This is a genomic window from Chloroflexota bacterium (assembly GCA_026708035.1).
GTDB lineage: Bacteria > Chloroflexota > UBA11872 > UBA11872 > UBA11872 > JAJECS01.
Genome location: JAPOVQ010000030.1, coordinates 177,633 through 195,457, shown reverse-complemented (window position 1 = coordinate 195,457; position 17,825 = coordinate 177,633). Strand labels below are relative to the sequence as shown.

At 65.3% G+C, this 17,825-nt stretch carries 10 protein-coding genes and 1 tRNA gene; 8 read left to right on the top strand and 3 right to left on the bottom strand.

Annotated elements, in window-relative coordinates; genetic code table 11:
• The first annotated feature begins 146 nt into the window (after nucleotides 1-146).
• The 8 genes from OXG33_13135 (at nucleotide 147) to OXG33_13100 (ending at nucleotide 8,946) form a co-directional block, all read left to right on the top strand.
• Nucleotides 147-1,895: an ABC transporter ATP-binding protein gene (locus tag OXG33_13135; GenBank protein MCY4114861.1), complete on the top strand. Its 1,749-nt coding sequence runs from the start codon at nucleotides 147-149 to the stop codon at nucleotides 1,893-1,895.
• A gap of 18 nt (nucleotides 1,896-1,913) precedes the next feature.
• Nucleotides 1,914-3,731 carry an ABC transporter ATP-binding protein gene (locus tag OXG33_13130; GenBank protein MCY4114860.1) on the top strand — a complete coding sequence of 606 codons (1,818 nt, stop codon included), beginning with the start codon at nucleotides 1,914-1,916 and terminating at the stop codon, nucleotides 3,729-3,731.
• A 462-nt stretch (nucleotides 3,732-4,193) separates the two neighbouring features.
• Nucleotides 4,194-4,586, top strand: a complete 393-nt coding sequence (locus tag OXG33_13125; GenBank protein MCY4114859.1) for a hypothetical protein — start codon at nucleotides 4,194-4,196, stop codon at nucleotides 4,584-4,586.
• A 368-nt stretch (nucleotides 4,587-4,954) separates the two neighbouring features.
• Nucleotides 4,955-5,260, top strand: a complete 306-nt coding sequence (locus tag OXG33_13120; protein ID MCY4114858.1) for a hypothetical protein — start codon at nucleotides 4,955-4,957, stop codon at nucleotides 5,258-5,260.
• 22 nt (nucleotides 5,261-5,282) lie between these two features.
• On the top strand, nucleotides 5,283-5,705 hold the full coding sequence (locus OXG33_13115) for a PIN domain-containing protein (protein MCY4114857.1): 423 nt from the start codon (nucleotides 5,283-5,285) through the stop codon (nucleotides 5,703-5,705).
• Nucleotides 5,706-6,218: 513 nt separating this feature from the next.
• Nucleotides 6,219-7,307, top strand: coding sequence for a tyrosine-type recombinase/integrase (locus OXG33_13110; protein ID MCY4114856.1), 1,089 nt, complete (start codon nucleotides 6,219-6,221; stop codon nucleotides 7,305-7,307).
• 244 nt (nucleotides 7,308-7,551) lie between these two features.
• Entirely contained in the window at nucleotides 7,552-7,863 is a 312-nt protein-coding gene (locus tag OXG33_13105) for a helix-turn-helix transcriptional regulator (GenBank protein MCY4114855.1), read from the top strand.
• 1,010 nt (nucleotides 7,864-8,873) lie between these two features.
• Nucleotides 8,874-8,946: transfer RNA gene (locus OXG33_13100), tRNA-Thr, on the top strand.
• Between the two features lie 497 nt (nucleotides 8,947-9,443).
• Here the strand turns inward: OXG33_13100 and OXG33_13095 are convergent.
• The 3 genes from OXG33_13095 to OXG33_13085 all read right to left on the bottom strand — a co-directional run bounded on the left by OXG33_13095 (nucleotide 9,444) and on the right by OXG33_13085 (nucleotide 17,706).
• Complete coding sequence (locus OXG33_13095; protein ID MCY4114854.1) at nucleotides 9,444-11,759, bottom strand: response regulator; 2,316 nt, start codon at nucleotides 11,757-11,759, stop codon at nucleotides 9,444-9,446.
• 505 nt (nucleotides 11,760-12,264) lie between these two features.
• On the bottom strand, nucleotides 12,265-14,997 hold the full coding sequence (locus OXG33_13090; protein MCY4114853.1) for a hypothetical protein: 2,733 nt from the start codon (nucleotides 14,995-14,997) through the stop codon (nucleotides 12,265-12,267).
• Nucleotides 14,998-15,042: 45 nt separating this feature from the next.
• Nucleotides 15,043-17,706 (bottom strand): hypothetical protein, encoded by a 2,664-nt coding sequence (locus tag OXG33_13085; protein ID MCY4114852.1) that lies wholly within the window; start codon nucleotides 17,704-17,706, stop codon nucleotides 15,043-15,045.
• Nucleotides 17,707-17,825 lie beyond the last annotated feature (119 nt).

Genomic DNA, 17,825 nt, shown 5'->3' with positions numbered 1-17,825 from the left:
CCGAGTAAGCGTGCCTACGCCGACCGATTGACGCCCCGGCAGCGGCCGGGCAACGTTGAGGACGCAGCGCCCCGCGACTCATGTGGTCTTGGCACGTTTTGATCGGCCGAAAAGTCCTCGCAGACCACTAAAGACCCCAAACCTACATGCCGACCCTAATCCGTCTCGTCAAGTATGCCCTGACGGAGCGGGCGCTCGTCATCGTGACAGCCGTCGTAACGGTTGCCTCGATCGTGCCGCGCGTGGTGCTTCCGCGCCTTGCCGGCGACGCCGTGGACGCGCTTCTAGCGCAAGGCCGTGATGCGCTGACGCTGATCGCGGTCCTGATGATCGCGGCTGGTGTGGTCCGGGCGGTGTTGGGGTTCCTGGGCCTCTACCTGGCCGAACGCGTCGGCCGGGTGACCGAGTATCGGCTCCGGAACGACTTCGTCGACAAGCTGCAATGGCTCAACTTCGGGTTCTACGACCGCCAGAAGACCGGCGACCTGATGTCACGGGCAACCGTCGACGCCGACGCCTGCGCCATATTCGTATCGGTCGGCGTGATGCGCGGCATCGCGTTTCTCACCCTGTTTTTCCTCGCCACCATCGTCATGCTCAGCATGAATTGGCAGCTGGGTCTCATGGTCCTCATCGGCTCCCTGATGATCTCGGGGTTTGGGATCGCCTTAGCCGCCCGACTGTTTCGGATCTATCGAGAGGCCTATCGGGAAACAGGACGCATGAACACCCTGCTCCAAGAGAGTCTGACTGGAATTCGAACGGTCAAGGCCCTAGGCGCCCAGGACTACGAGCAGCTGCGGTTTCGAGAGAGGGCCAGTGCGGTCGCCACCAACTTTATTCTCGCCGACCGGCTTTCCGTGACCAGGGATGCCGTCCTCAGCTTCCTGTACGCCGTCCTGACCGCAGGGATTCTGCTCGTTGGCGGATGGCAGGTGCAGCAGGGCATTATCACTGCCGGAACGCTGGCGGCATTTGTGCTGTTCCTGGTGATGTTGGGCGGTGCCGTCACGGGCCTGGAGTGGCGGGTGCGACTCTTTTCCGCCGCCGTGGCCGCCGGCGGGCGCATCTTCGAGGTTCTCGACACCAGGAACCCGCTCGGCGTTGCCGCGGATGCCCGGGAGCTGTCCGCCACGGGGCACGTCGTGTTCGACTCGGTGTCATTCGCCTACACCGACGGCGTGCCCGCGTTGCACGACGTGTCGTTTGAGGTACGTCCCGGTCAGTCAGCGGCGATCGTCGGGGGCACGGGCTCCGGCAAGAGCACCATCGCGCACCTGCTGCCCCGGTTTTATGACGCATCCGCCGGCTGCATCACCATCGACGGCGTGGATGTCCGGGACGTGACGCTCGAGTCGCTGCGACGCAGCGTTGGCATCGTCATGCAGGACGTGTTCGTCTTTTCGGCGACCATTCGGGACAACATCGCGTACGGCGTCGACGATGCGTCAATGGAGGACGTGGTTCGAGCCGCCCAGACGGCCCAACTGCATGAATTCATCGAGAGCCTGCCGGACGGCTATGCGACGTGGGTGGGTGAACGCGGCGTCACCCTCTCCGGTGGCCAGCGGCAGCGGCTCGCCATTGCCCGCACGCTCTTGCTGGCGCCTCCCATTCTGATTCTTGACGACTCCACGTCCAGCGTTGACGTCGAGACCGAGGCGCTGATCCAGCAGGCGATGGCGCAGGTGCTCCGGGGGCGAACCTCGTTCGTCATCGCCCACCGGCTCTCCACGGTCCGACGCGCGGACCTCATTCTGGTGCTCGACCAAGGCCGGATCGTCGAGCAAGGCACCCACGACGACCTGCTGCAACGGGATGGCCCCTATCGCCGGATTCACGACCTCCAGCTTCGTCCGGCTGATGAGCTGCGCGGGGGCAACGCGGATGCGTGACCACCGAGGTCGAGGCTGATGGCGACAGCAGGAGCTCAGGCGGCTGCCGGCCGGACGCAACTTGACCTCGAGCAAGAACGCCAGACGCGCTATTGGCGGACGTTGTTCTGGCTGCTGCGGCACTTTCGCCCATACCGCGGACGGCTGGCGCTGGCGGTCGTCGCCATGCTGGCGTACAGCGGCACGGTCGTCGCGCTGCCGTGGGCGGTCAAGCAGGCCATCGACCACCTGGGCGCAACCCCTGGAGGCGATCTGCTCGGCTTCGCCGCCAGCGTGGGGCTCTTCGGCCTCATCGCCGCGGCTCGCTTGGCCACGGGTCTGTTCCATAGCCGGACCATGGTGACCATCGCGGAGTGGGTGGTGTTTGATATCCGCACCAAACTCGTCGCGCACGCGCAGCGCCTGTCCATGTCCTTCTACGACCGTCACCAGGTGGGCAAGATCATGTCGCGCGTCCAGAACGACGTGGAGCAGCTGGCGGACGCACTCTGGGTTGTCGCGCCGTCGGCGGTGAATTTCATAAGCGTGGTCGGCATTGCGGCCGCCATGCTGGCCCTTGACGCTCTGCTGGCGGGGATCACGCTGGCGTTCGTGGCGCTGCTGATTCCCAGCCTGGCGTTCTGGCGTCGGATTGCTCACCGGCCCATACGACGATCTCGCGAGACCATCGCCGAGGTCAACGCGAGCATCCAAGAGAACGTGGCGGGTATCCGAGTGGTGCAGAGCCTCAACCGACAGCAGCAAAACACCCGCGCCTTCCAGGATGTGAACCAGATCAACCTGCGCGCCGCGCTGCGGTCCGCGCGCTACCGCTATGGGCTGTGGCCGTCCGTCGAACTTCTCGCGGCTCTGGCTCTGGCGGTCATCATTCTAGTCATCGGCCAAGGGATCGGCGCGTCCCTCTCCGCCGGCCTGCTGGTCGCCTTTGCGCTGTACATCGAGCGGCTTTTCGAGCCCATAGGGGACTTGACCGGCGAGTTCGGCCAACTCACCCGGGCGTTGGTGGCGGCAGATCGGGCCGTCGAGCTGCTGGAGGTCGAGCCCGAGGTGCGCACGGCTCCCGACGCCATAGCCCTACCTCCGGTGTCCGGCCGGGTCCGGTACGAGAACGTCTCCTTCGAGTACGAACCCGGGAAACCGGTCCTGCGTGACATAAGCGTGGCGGTGGAGCCGGGAGAGACGGTGGCGCTGGTGGGGCCGACCGGCTCCGGCAAAACAACCTTCGTGTCGCTGCTGATGCGCCTGTACGACGTCACGAGCGGGCGCATCACGGTGGATAGACAGAACCTACGGAACATCACCTTGGATTCGCTGACGCACCAGATAGGCATCGTCCCGCAAGAGCCCTTCCTCTTCTCGGCAACCGTGCGCGAGAATATCCGGCACAACCAGACCGACCTCACCGAAGACGACATCGCCGACGCGGCCAAGGCCGCCGGGGCGCACGAATTCATCACGCGCCTGCCCGACGGCTACAACACGGTGCTGGAAGAGCGCGGGGGCAACCTGAGCGTCGGCCAACGGCAGCTCATTAGCTTTGCCCGGGCCGTGGCGCGAGATCCGCGAATCCTAATCCTTGACGAAGCGACGGCTAACGTTGACACGGAGACGGAGTTGCACATCCAGCAGGCGCTTCAAACCCTTTCGCGCGGACGAACGTCGCTTGTCATCGCCCACCGGCTCGCCACGGTGCGCCGCGCGGATTCAATCGTGGTGCTTGACGAAGGCCGAGTGCTCGATTCCGGCCGCCACGAGGACCTCTACGAGCGCTGCGATCTCTACCGGCAGCTCTGTGACATGCAGTTCTTGCGACCCAAAGACACAGCAATCGACTGAACGCGTACAATTGCTGATTCCACGACTGTTTATTCAGTACGACTATCGGTAAGTTGCGTCGATAGTCTTGAGAATTCGGAAGCAGGAAGAGCTGGACATGGAAACCCTGAAGCTATGGAAGGCTACTCAATATCAACAATGAGTTCGCATTTCAAGTGAAGCGATCCGCCATGAAAGAGTACGTGGACCTAGCATTGGGCTGGAACGAAGACCAGACTGCGACTGCCAATCCCTTCACCACCACGCCCTCGTCGTCGACTCCAGCAACGACAGCATCGTCGGCCTCATCTGAAGAGGGGAGCAAGGGATCGCCGGGCCCGACCCCCAGGCCCGCGGGAGTGCATCTGGCCGTACGCCGCCAGTGATGTAGTCTCCGACTACACTCGGGCCGCCCGCCACAACACGCCGCGCCCGCCCGCCGCACGCCAATTCGCGGCCCAGGCGCAGCAGGTTGCTGCAGACTTGGCCCGCCACGGCTGGCTAGTCCAGCGCGTCAGCATCGCCAACGCCAGCGAGTTCACCAGCGACGTGGTCTGGCAGGCGCTGGCCGATGCCGGCCTCGGCAGTACACGGGTCTACGCGGGTCAGCCCGAGTGTGACGGCTGTGTCGAGCATGTCCACAATACCCTCGTGGAGGAGTGCAACTGTCCCGCCCCTGCCGGCGCCTTGATCTCTCGCTTCGCGGCCCTGCGCACCGATCTGGCGCGAAGTGTCCGGTACTACTACCGCACCCACTCCGGGCGTCGGACCCAGGGTCGCACTCCCTCTCAGGTCTTCGGGGCTACCGAAGTGTGGCCGCTGCGGTCGTCGAGATCAGTCTCGCCCGTCGCTACATCTCGGGAAGAGGCCACATGAGTGGCGAATTCGTGAGGGCGGTGACGTGAAGATCGACGTTTCAGGCAGGACCCGAATAGTCCTGTGAGGATCCGCGTCCTGGGGCCAGCGTCTGGAGCTCGTTCTACCCACAGCAACCACGACTGCTCGAAGCCTGCCAATGGGCTGGCCAGGCCGTAGCCCGCAGGCCAGCCGAGTGCACTTGAGCTTAGAATCCAGGTTCCCGACTCGGGGCTCACCGGGGTGGAACGCGACTTCTCAATCAAGCGCGGCTCGTCGCCGAGATAGAGTTAGGGGCAGCGCCACAACGTGTCATGCAGAACGCCAGCGCGATCGCTGTGGCTCGCCGATCTATACTGTGAGCCACTATATCTGCGAGATTGTGGCAAATGAAGAACATCACCGTCTCCGTAGATGACGCGACTTACCGGCATGCCCGCATTCGCGCGGCGGAGCTCGACACCTCTGTGTCGGCTCTGGTGCGGGACTACTTGCGGACCCTGGCCGTCGGGCAGGCGGGGGAAGCGCGCATGGAGACTGCGGCCGAGCGGCGGGGCCGGCTCCTGAATGAGGTGATTGCGGATTTCGATGCGCGCGGGGTGGGATTGGACCCACGAGATAGCCTGCCCCAGGAGGACTTGTACGACCGGGCGCGGGCCAGAGCGGAGATTGCCGAAACCGCACCGAGGCCTTAGATGATGGCGGGGGAGTTGCAGCGTGCGCTTCGTCGACACCAACGTGCTCATCTACGCGGCAAGCCGAGCGACGGCAGACCCAGAAAGGCGCCATCGCGCACGAGCACTGCTCTCGGAGCCTAATCTTGCCGTGTCGGTGCAAGTGCTCCAAGAGTTCTATCACCAGGCCACGCGGCCCACTCGGCGGGATTGCCTGAGCCACGGCCAGGCGTTGAAGTTCCTGGAGCCGATCCTCACCTTGCCGGTTCAGGCCATGACCGTGGAGATATTTCAGGCCGCAGCTATCATCAGCCACCGGTTCAGATTGTCCTATTGGGACGGGGCAATTCTCGCCGCAGCGCGCCTTGCTGGGTGCGGAGCCGTCTACTCCGAGGACTTCAGCGCGGAGCAGGACTATGGCGGCCTGCGGATAATCAACCCGTTCACGGATGCCGGGGCGGACTGATGGCCAATGACTCGAGCGAGCGAGAGCTCGGAAGCCGCGTCGTTATGGCACCGAGGGGATAGGCACAGTCGAGATTATCGGATAAAATGCAATTACTACCGGTTTTCGGTGGTTTGGAAACTGCATTTCGCGGATTGGGTTTACTAGCCTGCGGACGTTACGGCGACCATGGGCAGTAGGTTGAATCGAGACGCTACTGTGGTGACCAGCGTTGGGTTGGTCTCTGTTGAGGGGCTAGTGGCCTCCGGGCTGTGCGGGTTCGAGTCCCGCCCTCGGCACCCTTGACGTCGGCCCCGTCAAACCTGATGGGGCGAAGCTCCGGCGGCAGCGGCCGCCGCGGCGCCGAGGCCTGCGAATGGTCACTAGCTTTTTCGAAGTCGTGACCAAGGGCACTAGCCTCAGCCACGAAATCCAACGCCTGCCAAACGCTCCCCTGCGCTTCCCGACGTCCGGCCAACGGTCGGCGGACGCTTGGACCGCTCCGCCGACGCCGGAGGCAGGATCATGGGGAACATGCCGATCGGGACCAGCGCGCCTCTCTCCGAGGCCATTGCGGAGTACCTGGCGGCCTGCGAGGCCGAGGGCCAGTCGCGCGCCACGCTGGGCTGGAAATGCGCCGTGTTGCGCCGCTTCGCGCACTACGCCGACAGCGTGGCGGCGGGCGAGGTCGGCGCGCTGACGCTCGACCTGGCCCGGCGGTGGCAGCGCCATCTGCGCACCGCTCCCATGGCTCGCCCGCGGCGCAAGCCGGGACACGAGGGCGAGCGCCGGGCCGCGCACACCGTCAACGGTTATTGTCGCGTGCTGCGGGCGTTCGCCGGATGGCTCGCCGAGGCCGGGTACGTGGACGCCCATCCACTGGGGACGTTTCGGCCCGGGCGGCTGCCGACGCGCGAGGTTGAGCCCATCGCGGCGGACGATCAGCAGCGGCTGCTGGAGGCCTGCGATCCGCGCTCGCCCCTGGGCCTGCGCGATCTGGCCATCCTGAGCGTGCTGCTCGATACCGGCCTGCGCTCCTCCGAGCTCTGCCGGCTGCGGGTGGCGGACCTCGACCTGGCCTCGGGCGAAGTGCGGGTGCGCGGGGGCAAGGGCGCCCGCGACCGCACGGTTGCCTTGGGCCAGCGCGCGCGGTCGATGGTGGATCGGTACCTGCAGCTGGCGCGCCCGTGGCCGGACGACCCGGACCCGGATGCGGACCGGGTGTTTCTGACGCGCCAGCGCCGGCCGTTGACGCGCTACACCCTCGGGCGCGTGCTCAAGCGGCTGGGGGCGCGGGCCAATCTGGCGAACATCCACCCGCATCGCTTTCGCCACACTTTCGGGGTGACCTATCTCCGAGCCGGCGGCGACGTGCTGACGCTGCAGCGAATTCTGGGCCACACGACGCTGATGATGGTGAACCACTATCTGCATCTCGCCTCGTCGGACGTGGTGAGCCGCCACCGGGCGCACTCGCCGCTGGACCGGCTGCCGAACGGACGGACGTTTCGCCGGGCGGCACGGGCGGGCCGCCGCGCCGCCAGCGCGCGAATCGTGGCCGTCAAGGGCGGGCAACTCGTCCTCCGCACGGACAACGGCGACCTGATCGAAATCGCCACGTAGGTCGACCACCTGTGCGGGATCGCCGTTCGCTCATGGTTGGTGGGACCTGGACCCTATAACGCGCCGGTGTCAAGTCGGCTCGGATTACGGATTCCTGTATTCCCGCCGGGGCCGACCTGGCCGGATGATGAACGCCATGGCTACGGCTGGAGTCGTCCGCCAGGCCGCTGCGCAGCCAGGTCGGCGATCGCTGGCGGAGTGGACGCGCCTAGTGGACACGTGTCTGAGGGATCTCGACCGGCCCATGCGGCTGCGTCGCTCTCCGCTGGTCAAGCTGCCCGGCGTGCTCCGTTTTGCCAAGCGGCGCCACCCCGACAACCCACACGGCTGCGTGCTCGCGCTGCAGGAGCTGTTGATGCGTGCCGTTGATGTCTCGCTTCCCGCGCTTTCCTCTCGCGAACGCCGGTTCCTTGAGCGATACGCGAGCGGCGAGTCCATCGCGGCCATCGGCCGCGAGATGGGGATGAGTCGCTCGCATCTCTCAAGTGTCTACCGACCGACCGTGGGCGAGGCGGTGGCGGTGGCACTCCGCAGCCTCGTCGACGCTGCGCCGTGACCTGCGCGGTGTCCGGCAAGCGGTGTGTACCGAGCAGGCAGGGACCCGGCACCCGGCGGGGGGCGCAGATTATGGGGAGAACTGAGGAAACACCATAATAGTTACACGACGCGAACCCCTTGTGTTTTGTCGGGACATTATTCACAAGACGAATTTGCCCTGGTTTGAGGTGCCTCGGAATGTCGCCTCTAGCGAGACGACGGTGTCGGGCGGCGAGGCGATGGGGTCTGTGATGTAGCGGGCGGCGCCAGAAGCGCCGTGTCGCCGCGCCCCGCGGATCCGTCGTACGTCCTCGCATGCAGCTGGCCTAGCTAGCGAGGATCGGGATGCTCGGGGCCGACGAGGACCGAGCGGTGACCGATGAGCGCCCTGTCACGGGCACCAACCGCCCCAGAACGAGGTCCTTTCTTGGTTCGCCGGCAGTCCCGTTCGCAGCCACTTGCGCACGGGCAGTCTCGGTACGCCGCCTTAGGTCATCCAAGCCTCGCCGACGGTGAAACTCCCCGCCGCGGGCCACTCGCCTTGCCATAGGCTTCTGCTGAAGCAGGCAAAGTGGCAATGCCTATCACTGGCAAACGAAACGGCGCCCTCGTGGACGTACCTCCAGACGAGCTTCGGACCGGTGACCTGGACCAAACTGCGATCCCTCGGATTGCTCGCGACGAAGCGCTCCTTGCAGTCGTCGGGAAGCCTGTTCACTCCATTTCGACACAACACGAACTACCGCTGGCCGGCGCCTGTGACCGATCGGCCACGGCGTCGCAGAGCGTTCCTCTCGTCGTCGGTTCTCCACTCCACTGGACGCTCGAGGAGCACACGCCGACCGAAGGCCAACTCGGGTCCGTCGAATGCTTCGACGACATCCTAGCGGCCCTCGATGCCCAATTCGCTGGCGCTATCCATGCTGATTCGCACCTGCGCGCGCACGAAGCCTGGCTTCTTGGCATTCCGGGCGTCACCCCCGGTCGCCCGCGCGACCTGCTGGCGGAGGTCCCCGAGCTCAGCACCAAGCCCGCGTAGCTAAGGTTACAGGGCCAGTTCTTGGTAAGGACGAGGTCCCCGGTTCAATTCCGGGTGTGGGCTCCCATCAGTCCAAACAGGTTCGGAAAGCTTTGTTCGCCACCGGCGGCGTGGTGATAGGGCCTGCCACAGCGCTTGGCCACACCATAACTGTGATACTTCTTCAGTCTCTTCGTCGCGCAAGTTGTCGCTCCGGGGCATGGCCGGTCGACGCCGGGCTCTATCCTTGACTTGCCCGAGCGCCGACGGGGAATGCTTGCCGCTGGCAGCTCCGGGGAATTGAGTAGGTCGACGAGGCATCGGCGAGTTGTCGTAGCTCACCCGCGAGGTCCACGGCCCCGCTGCCGCTGAGCACACGTGCCGGAATGCCGCGTGCCGTAGCCGACCAATCGGTTCGACACTGAGCGGGAATTGTTCAGGCTGCCGCCGGACCACGGCTAAGGATCAGGAGCTGCTATTGCTCGCCGTCAAGCGGGAGGCCGACCTCTGGTTACGGTGTCCAGCTCGGGGTGCGACATCGAGTTCGACTCTTGCCGGCGACTTCGCCGGATGCCCCGAGATTAGGGAGCTCCAGGCGATTCCAGTTCCTGCGTCGCGCCCTTCGCCAAGCGGTAGCCCATGCCGGGCTCCGCAAAAATGTAGGTGGGATTGGCCGCGTCGTCGCCCAGCTTCCGGCGCAGGCTCTTGACCAGGGTGCGCAACGGTCGCAGGTCGCCCGAGTGCGACGGGCCCCAGAGCTGTTCCAGCAGGCGAGCGCGGGGCACGACCTCACCAGCGAAGAGCGCCAGTTGCACCAGCAGCCGGTACTCCAGCGGGGTGAGCCGCACCGGACGACCGGCGCAGATGGCGCGCCGCCGGGGAAAGTCCACGGTCAAATTCCCTAGCGTCAGGGGTTCGGTCGGCTCGGGGCGTTCCGGCCCCGTATGCCGGCGCAGCGCGGCCCGTATCCTGGCTGCCAGCTCTGTGGGCGAGAAGGGCTTGACCACGTAGTCGGCGGCTCCCATATCGAAGGCCCGCGCGATGATCTCGTCCTGGCCGTAGACCGAAATGAAGATGACCGGCACATCCCGTTTCTTCAGGATGTCCCGCATCAGGTCGATCCCGTCCACGCCGCCGGGGAACACCAGATCCAGCAGCACCAGGCGAGGACTATGCTCAGCCAAGAGACTGAGCACATCCTCGGGCTCCCCAGTGACGACGGCCTCATAGCCCGCCCTAGAGACAACGTCACGGACGTAGCGCAGGGTCTGGGGATCGTCGTCAACGACCAGGATGCGTCCCTGGTCCGTCACCACCCGCGGTTGTTTGGCACGGGAAGTGAAGGTCGTGGCCAGGGGTCCCTCTGCCACCGGGACGGTGAAGATGAAGGTGGTGCCCAGGTCCTCCCCGTCGCTCTCGGCCCAGATACGTCCACCGTGGGCCTCCACAATTCCCTTGCAGATGGCCAGGCCAAGGCCCGAGCCGTGGGTGTCTCGACCCATCTCCTCGCCATCGACGGGCGAGTACTTCTGGAACAGGTGGGGCAGCAGCTCCGGACGCACTCCCCGGCCTTCGTCGGCCACTGAGAAGGCCACGTGGACGCCCTCGCGCCTCGCCCCCAACGTGATGGGGTTGTCGGCGGGGGAGTAGCGGGCCGAGTTGGAGAGCAGGTTGTCCAGCACCTGGGCGATGCGCCGCCGGTCCGCCATAACCTGCGGCAGGTCGTCCTCCAGGTCGATGCGGAGGTTCTGCCGGGCTTCGGCGTTCAGGAATTGGTTCCTGGCAGCGTCCAGCACCGAGGCCACCTCCGTCGGCTGGGGATCCACCGGCAGGGTGCCCATCTCGATCTGGGCCACGTCGAGCAGGTTGCTGATGAGGCTCCGCATGTGCGCGGTTTGCTCCTGGATGATGCGGAAGAACTGGCGCATCTCCGCCCGGTCCAGCGTGGCCGATTCCTCCAGCAGGGTGTCGGCGGAGCCCTTGATCGATGTCAGCGGAGTGCGAAGCTCGTGGCTCACCATTCCCAGGAACTCGGCCCGCAGCCGCTCCAGGTCGTGCACGGGCGTCATGTCCTGCAGGGTGACGACGACGGACTCGACCTCCCCTTCCTCCGAGTGGATGGGAGTGGCGTTCAACAGGGTGGTGACGGACGGGCCGTCGGGGACCTGCAAGACGATCTCCTCGGCCCGAACCGCCTGCCAGTCCCGCAGCGTCTGCTCGACGGGAAACTCCTGCAGCGAAACCTCGTGCCCATCGGCCCGCCGGTAGATCAGTTTCCCAAGGAGCTCTTCGACAGACTCTTCCGGTTCGTGCAGGCCGCTAACGATCCGCATCGCCTCCCGGTTGACCGATGCCAGATTCCCCGTCTTGGCGTCGAACACGACGACGCCGACGGGAGCGGTGTTCACCAGGGTCTCCAGGTCGGCTCTGGCCCGCTGCTCCTCCCGGTGTCGGCGGGCGTTGGCGATGACCAATGCCGCCTGGGAGGCAAACATGACCAGCGTCTCCTCGTCTTCGGAAGTGAATTCCCGGCTGGATTCCGTCTCTCCGACGTAGATGGCTCCGATGCGCTCATCCCGGTGGCGGATCGGTGCGGCCAGAAAGGGGAGGACTGGGCTTATCGGAAAGGGCGGGCGAAACGCCGGGAGGCCCTGCTCCCTGGTGAAGCGGTGAAAGTCCCGCAGTCGCAGCGGCTCTTCGATCCGGCTGAGATACCCGAAGAACGCCATTCCATCCGGCAGCGCCGCGAACTGCTTAGTCTGGTCGGAAGTCAACCCGGAGAACAGAAAGTCCTCTGCTTGCCCCGCATGGTCCAGGAGGTTGATGACACCGTAGCGTGAGCCGGTCAGCGAGCAGGCGCTGTCCAGGACTCCCTGGAGCACTACCTGGAAGTCCAGGCTTTCGTTGATGCGAAGGCTGGCCTCGGTCAGCCGGGAGAGGCGGTCGCGCAGGGCGTCCGCCTCTCGATCAGGCTGGTGGGGACTGCGCTCTATTGGTGTACCTCATTGGTGGCCTTGGGATGACCCCAACGCCGCGATGATAGATGACAGGCGTAAACCTCACAATTTTGCATGTAGTCTCGACGGAACCTCTCATCCTATTCTCACTCCGGTTTGCGTATGTGTTCGGCACCTTGCCAGACGGCCGATTGATATGCGCCCGGCGGTTTCATGTGCAGGCCACGCACTCGAAGCGCAGCAAGGAGGGCCACGGGCGGTGGTCGGTCATCTCGGTGCCGGCCTACGACTAAACGGGCCACCAGGGTCTGGATAGGCTGGCGGGAGCTATCCGCGACCGGCGTCGCGAGCCCAGGCGCTTGCCGGCGCGCCGCGCGCCCAGCGGGTGTCGCGGCGTCACCGTGAGAGCCCGTGCATAGCGAGATCGCGCCACATGCGGTCGGTACTAGTTGGGCGGCGGAATAAACGGCCCGCCGTGGAGCCGACGGTAGACGTCGAGGACGGCGTCCTCGCGGCCTGGCGGCGTGTGCTTGAGGAAAGTCTCAAACAGCTGCAGGTCGGTCGGATATGCCCCGGCATGCGGTAGCGCCATCGGCCGGAAGAAGTGCGCGGTCAGGTACACCTCGCGCAGGGCCGCCGCGAGTGCAGGTTCACCCATCGTGAAGAGGAGATTAATCAGGAATTCTTCGCCGAGCGAGTATCTGCAGAGGGACTGACGACCAATTCTCGCTATAGTCGCAGCGAATAGGTCAGGATCGGAGAGCTTGTGGATATTTGTATACCCGACCTCGTGGCAGCGGCGAGGGGGGCTCTCAATGATGGCCAGCCGTTCCTGCAGGGACCGAGTGCCAAGCCGGTCGTGGATAAAGGACTCCATGAAATTTGCGCCGCCCTCGTCTAGCCAGTTTGGTTGCGGCTGGCCCATTGCATAGTAGGGACCGATCTCGTTGAAATAGAAGTGAGCCGTTTCGTGATAGACAGAGTCACGATCAGATTCTTCAATAATACCAACGTGCTTCCGAGAGAACTTGATATATTCACCATTAAACGCCCCACTAAAAAGGAAAAGACCAGAATCAGGAATGAACCTGATAATGATGGAATCCATCGGAAAGGGAATCCCCATGAACCGCTCGAGCTCGCGCGCGGCCTCGGCGGCCAATTCCAGGACGACCTCACCGTCCAGCAACGGCTGAGAGTCGAACGCCCAGAGCGTGATCTCGCCGGAAATCGGCATCGTCGCGGTGAGCGAACGATAGTAGCGGGGATCGGGATTCTGGACGAACTCCTCAAACCCAACGTCGGAAAGATTTTTAAAACCAAAGATGACCGCACGCTCGGTGGCGTCGAGGCCGTCGACGAACCAGGGTTGCCGCGCGAGCAACTGGTACCGCTGGGGATAGTCGCGGCGCATTACCTCTATCGCATTTAGGAAAAGCAAATCGATATCGGTGACGGTGGGTGTCAGGGTGTAGTCGAGGAGGCGCCGCGTCAGCGCGAGGTCTTGCTGGGCCAGGTCGCCCAAGGCGCCCAGGCCGTCGGCGTCGATATCCGTGACGCCGTCGGTCATCCAGGGCGAGGTGGCGGCGAGGATGGCCAGCTCGACGCTGCTGGCGGCCAGGCGCGTGAGGCTCAAGAGCGCAAAGCTCGTCGGGTCGGGGCGGGCGTCGGTAATCCAGGACAGCTCGCGGATGGCGGTGAGCAGCTCGGGATGTTCCTCGGCGATGAGGGTCAGGTCGCGCAGGGCGCCCCACTCGGCTTCGCGATAGGTGTCGACGCCGTCGGTGAACCAGGGATAGCTGGCCAGCTCCCTGGCGAAGCTCTCGTTGATCTGAGCCAGGTTCATGAGCGATTGAAGCGACTGGAAGTCGTCGGCGGATACGTCATCCGCCAGCCAGGGGTAGACGTGGCAGGCGAGCCAGGGCAGCCGGATTACCACCATCCGCAACGCGGACTCGGCCTGGGCCAGGTCGTGGAACGTCCCGGCTGGGGCAGCGCACGGCGCGGCCCAGCCGAGAGCGGCGCGCACGTCGTCGGCGCGATCCTGGCGACAGGCGGCCTCGGCCTGGTCGCCAACGGTGCGCTGGTAGATGCCGACGGCGTCGTCGTTGCCCAGGTGGCTCGCGACGATGTCGTGCAGCTCCACGCAGGTTGCGGGCCATCCGCCCGGTTCTTCCGCAGCGTCCGCGGCTGCACTCGGCGACGCATCCGAGAAGGCCCAGGCAAACGCGGTGGAGACGCGCGGGCGGTGGTCGAATTGGCAGGCGCCCTCGGCCTGGTCGCCGAAGACGCGCTGGTAGATGCCGACCTTGGGGCCGTTGCCGTTGTGGCGTTCCACGATATCGCTCAAGACCACGCACCCCGCCGGCCAGGGCGCGGCGTCGGTCGTGTCGAGGGCCGCAATGGCCGCAGCCAGCCCCCCGACCGGCGCCTTGGCCTCGTCGGGAATGATCACGTTGCTGAGCTTCTTGACCTTGTCGGGCACGTTCTGCAGGTTCACCCGACCAACCGTCGTCCCCGGCGCGGGCACGTTCCAGATGACGAACACGGTGCGCTGGGCGCGCAGCATCTGGAGACCCTGGGAATTCCCATTGACCTCGCGTTCCTCGTAGCGAATGGGCAAGCCGTAGAGGTTGAGCCAGTCGGGTTCGCTCAGGAACCGCGCCTTGATGGCCGCGTTCGGCTCCAGCAGCGCCAGGTGGTTGCGGGTGATGGTGGCGAAGTCGGCGCCGCGGTCGGCCTCCAGCACCTGGTGCGGGGGCACGTTGGGCAGCTCGACGTCCGGATAGCGGTTCGCGAGCACGTCGAGGGTGTTGTAGTAGTTCATGCGGGCCTTGGTGGCGTCCCACTGGAGGATGACCTTCTGGAAGGCCTGGAGAGTGAAGGGCCCGTCGACCCAGCGCTGGCTGATGGGATAGCCGATGGCCTGGAGGTCGCGCGCTAGGACGAAGTCCCACATTGGAACGTCGTCGGCGTTGGTGACGGCGAAGCCGTCGTCGGGGTCGTCGGTGTCGCCGCCGGTGATGGTGAAGAGACATCCGCCGTCGAGGGGCGTGCCCTCGCAGTCGAGGGCGCCGACCGATGGGGCCAGAACCGCCACTAGGGCGAGAACCGACGCGGCGAGGCATAGCAGCTTCGCCACGGCGCGCAGAGCGACCAGCGGCGGTCGCGGCGTCACCGTGTAACCCCATTTACGGCGAGATTGCGCTGCATGCGGCCGGCCCTAGTTCTCCGGCGGAATGAACGGCCCGCCGTGGAGCCGCCGGTAGACGTCGAGGACGGCGTCCTCGCGGCCTGGCGGCGTGTGCTTGAGGAAGGTCTGGAACAGCTGTAGCTCCGACGGATAGGAAACTGGATGCGGAAACGGACGGAAGTGGTGCGCCGTCAGGTGAATTTCGCGCAAGGCCGCCGCGAGCGCGGGTTCACCCATGGTGAAGTAGAGAGTCAGCAGGAAATGCTCGCCAAGCGTGTATCGGCAGACGGACTGACGGCCAATTCTCGCGATAGCCGCAGCGAATAGGTCAGGATCGGAGAGCTTGTGTAAATTTGTATAGCCGACCTCGTGGCAGCGGTGAATGCTGATATTGGCTAGACTTTCCTCGAGAGTCTGAATGCCAAGCCGGGAGTTGATATAGGACTCCATGAAATTCGCGCCGCCCTCGACGAGCCAATCTGCTGGTGCCCGGTCCCCGGAATAGAACGGACCAATTTGGTTGAAATAGTGGTGGGCCATTTCGTGGTAAACCACACGACGATGAAACGGATCATCGGAACTATCAAGTATGGGAAAGTAGTCCCGAGTGATTACGACGTGGTTATAGGGGCCAAAGGCGAATCCCGCGACAGACTCCAAAGGATCATCAGGAATGAACCGAAAGATGATGGTATCCATGGGGAATGGAATCCCCATGAACCGCTCGAGTTCTCGCGCAGCCTCGGCGGCCATCTCCAGGACGTCCTCGCCCGCCGGCAACGGCCGGGTGTCGAACGCCCAGAGGGTGGTCTCGCCGGATTGCGGCAGGGTCGTGGTGAGCGAGCGGTAGAAGCGGGGATCGGGGTTCTGAAAGAACTGCTCAGGCACAAGGCCGTATAAATCAAACGTCCCGACGATGACCGCGCGTTCGGTGGCATCAAGGCCGTCGAGGTACCAGGGTTGCCGCGCGAGCAGCTGAAACCTTTGGGGGTACAGGTCGCGCATCCAATAAATTGTGTCGAGCAGCAGGACATCAATGGCCGTGACGGTGGGAGTCAAGGTGTAGTCGAGGAGCCGCCGCGTCAGCGCGAGGTCTTGCGTGGCGAGCTCGCCCAAGGCGGCCATTCCCTTGGAGTCGTTACGCGTGACGCCGTCGCTCATCCACGGCGAGGTGGCGGCGAGGATGGCCAGCTCGACACTGCTGGCGGCCAGTCGGGTGAGGCTCAGGAGCGCCAACATCGTCGGGTCGGGCCGGGCGTCGGTGATCCAGGAGAGGTCGCGGATGGCTTGGAGCAGTTCGGGATACTCCTCCGCGATGAGGGTCAGGTCGCGCAGCGCGCCCCACTCGGCTTCGCGATAGGAATCGACGCCGTCGACGAACCAGGGAAAGCCGGCGAGCTCCCTGGCGAAGCTCTCATCGATCCGCGCGAGATTCATGAGCGACCCAAAGTCGTGGCCCGAGACGCCGTCGGCGAGCCAGGGGTAGACGTGGCAGGCGAGCCAGGGCAGCCGGATGACGACCATCCGCAGCGCGGAGTCGGCCTGGGCCAGGTCGTGGAATGTTTCAGATGGGGCGTCGCACGGCGCGGCCCAGCCGAGGGCGGCGCGCGCGTCGTCGGCGTGAACCTGGCGACAGGCGGCCTCCGCCTGATCGCCAACGGTCCGCTGGTAGACGCCGACGCTGTCGTCGTTGCCCAGGTGGCTCGCCACGAGGTCATGCAATTCCACGCACGACGCCGGCCAACCGCCGACGGCTTCCGCTGCGTCTGCGGCTGAACCCGGCGGCGACTCGGTGAAGGCCCAGGCAAAGGCGGTGGAGACGCGCGGGCGGTGATCGAACTGGCAGGCGCCCTCGGCCTGGTCGCCGAAGACGCGCTGGTAGATGCCGACCTTGTGGCCGTTGCCGCGGTGGCGTTCCACGATGTCGCTCAACGCCGCGCACTCCGCCGGCCACGACGCGTCGCCGGCCGTGTCGAGCGCCGCCACGGCCGCGGCCAGCGCCGCGACCGGGACCTTGGCCGCGTCGGGGATGATCACGTCGCTGAGCCGCTTCACCTTGTCGGGCACGTTCTGGAGGTTGACGCGGCCCACGGTCGTGCCGGGCGCGGGCACGTTCCAGACGACGAACACGGTGCGCTGGGCGCGCAGCATCTGGAGGCCCTGCGGGTGGCCGTGGACCTCGCGCTCCTCGTAGCGGATCGGCAGGCCGTAGAGGTTCATCCAGTCCGGCTCGCTGAGGAACCGCGCTTTGATCGCCGCGTTCTGCTCCAGCAGCGCCAGGTGGTTGCGGGTAATGGTGGCGAAGTCGACGCCCTGGTCCTCCGCAAGGACCTGGTGGGGCGGAACGTTGGGCAGCTCGACCGCGGGATAGCGGTTCGCGAGGGCGTCGAGGGTGTTGTAGTAGTTCATGCGGGACTTGGTGGGGTCCCACTGGAGGATGACCTTCTGGAAGGCCTGGAGGGTGAAGGGCCCGTCGCTCCAGCGCTGGCTGATGGGATAGCCGATGGCCTGGAGGTCGCGTGCCTGGACGAAATCCCACAGCGGCACGCCGTCGGCGTTGGTGACGGCGAAGCCGTCGTCGGGGTCGTCGGTATCGCCGCCGGTGATGGTGTAGAGGCAGCCGTCGTCGAGCGAGATTCCGTCACAATCAAGGGCGCTTGCCGACGGGGTCAGGATGACCAGCAGGGCGACCACCAGTGCCGCGAGGCCCAGGCGCGACCGGTTCGCCGTGAATGGGCGCGGGCGTTGACGGGGTTTCGAGCGGCCATAGTCCATAGATGATGCGGGCTGGAAAAGTGAATCACTCAAGCTCA

What these genes read in the sequence shown, in the direction of transcription:
- OXG33_13110 (MCY4114856.1), top strand. Translation starts at nt 6,219, where the DNA reads ATGCCGATCGGGACCAGCGCGCCTCTCTCCGAGGCCATTGCGGAGTAC.
- OXG33_13130 (MCY4114860.1), top strand. Translation starts at nt 1,914, where the DNA reads ATGGCGACAGCAGGAGCTCAGGCGGCTGCCGGCCGGACGCAACTTGAC.
- OXG33_13105 (MCY4114855.1), top strand. Translation starts at nt 7,552, where the DNA reads ATGCGGCTGCGTCGCTCTCCGCTGGTCAAGCTGCCCGGCGTGCTCCGT.
- OXG33_13135 (MCY4114861.1), top strand. Translation starts at nt 147, where the DNA reads ATGCCGACCCTAATCCGTCTCGTCAAGTATGCCCTGACGGAGCGGGCG.
- OXG33_13120 (MCY4114858.1), top strand. Translation starts at nt 4,955, where the DNA reads ATGAAGAACATCACCGTCTCCGTAGATGACGCGACTTACCGGCATGCC.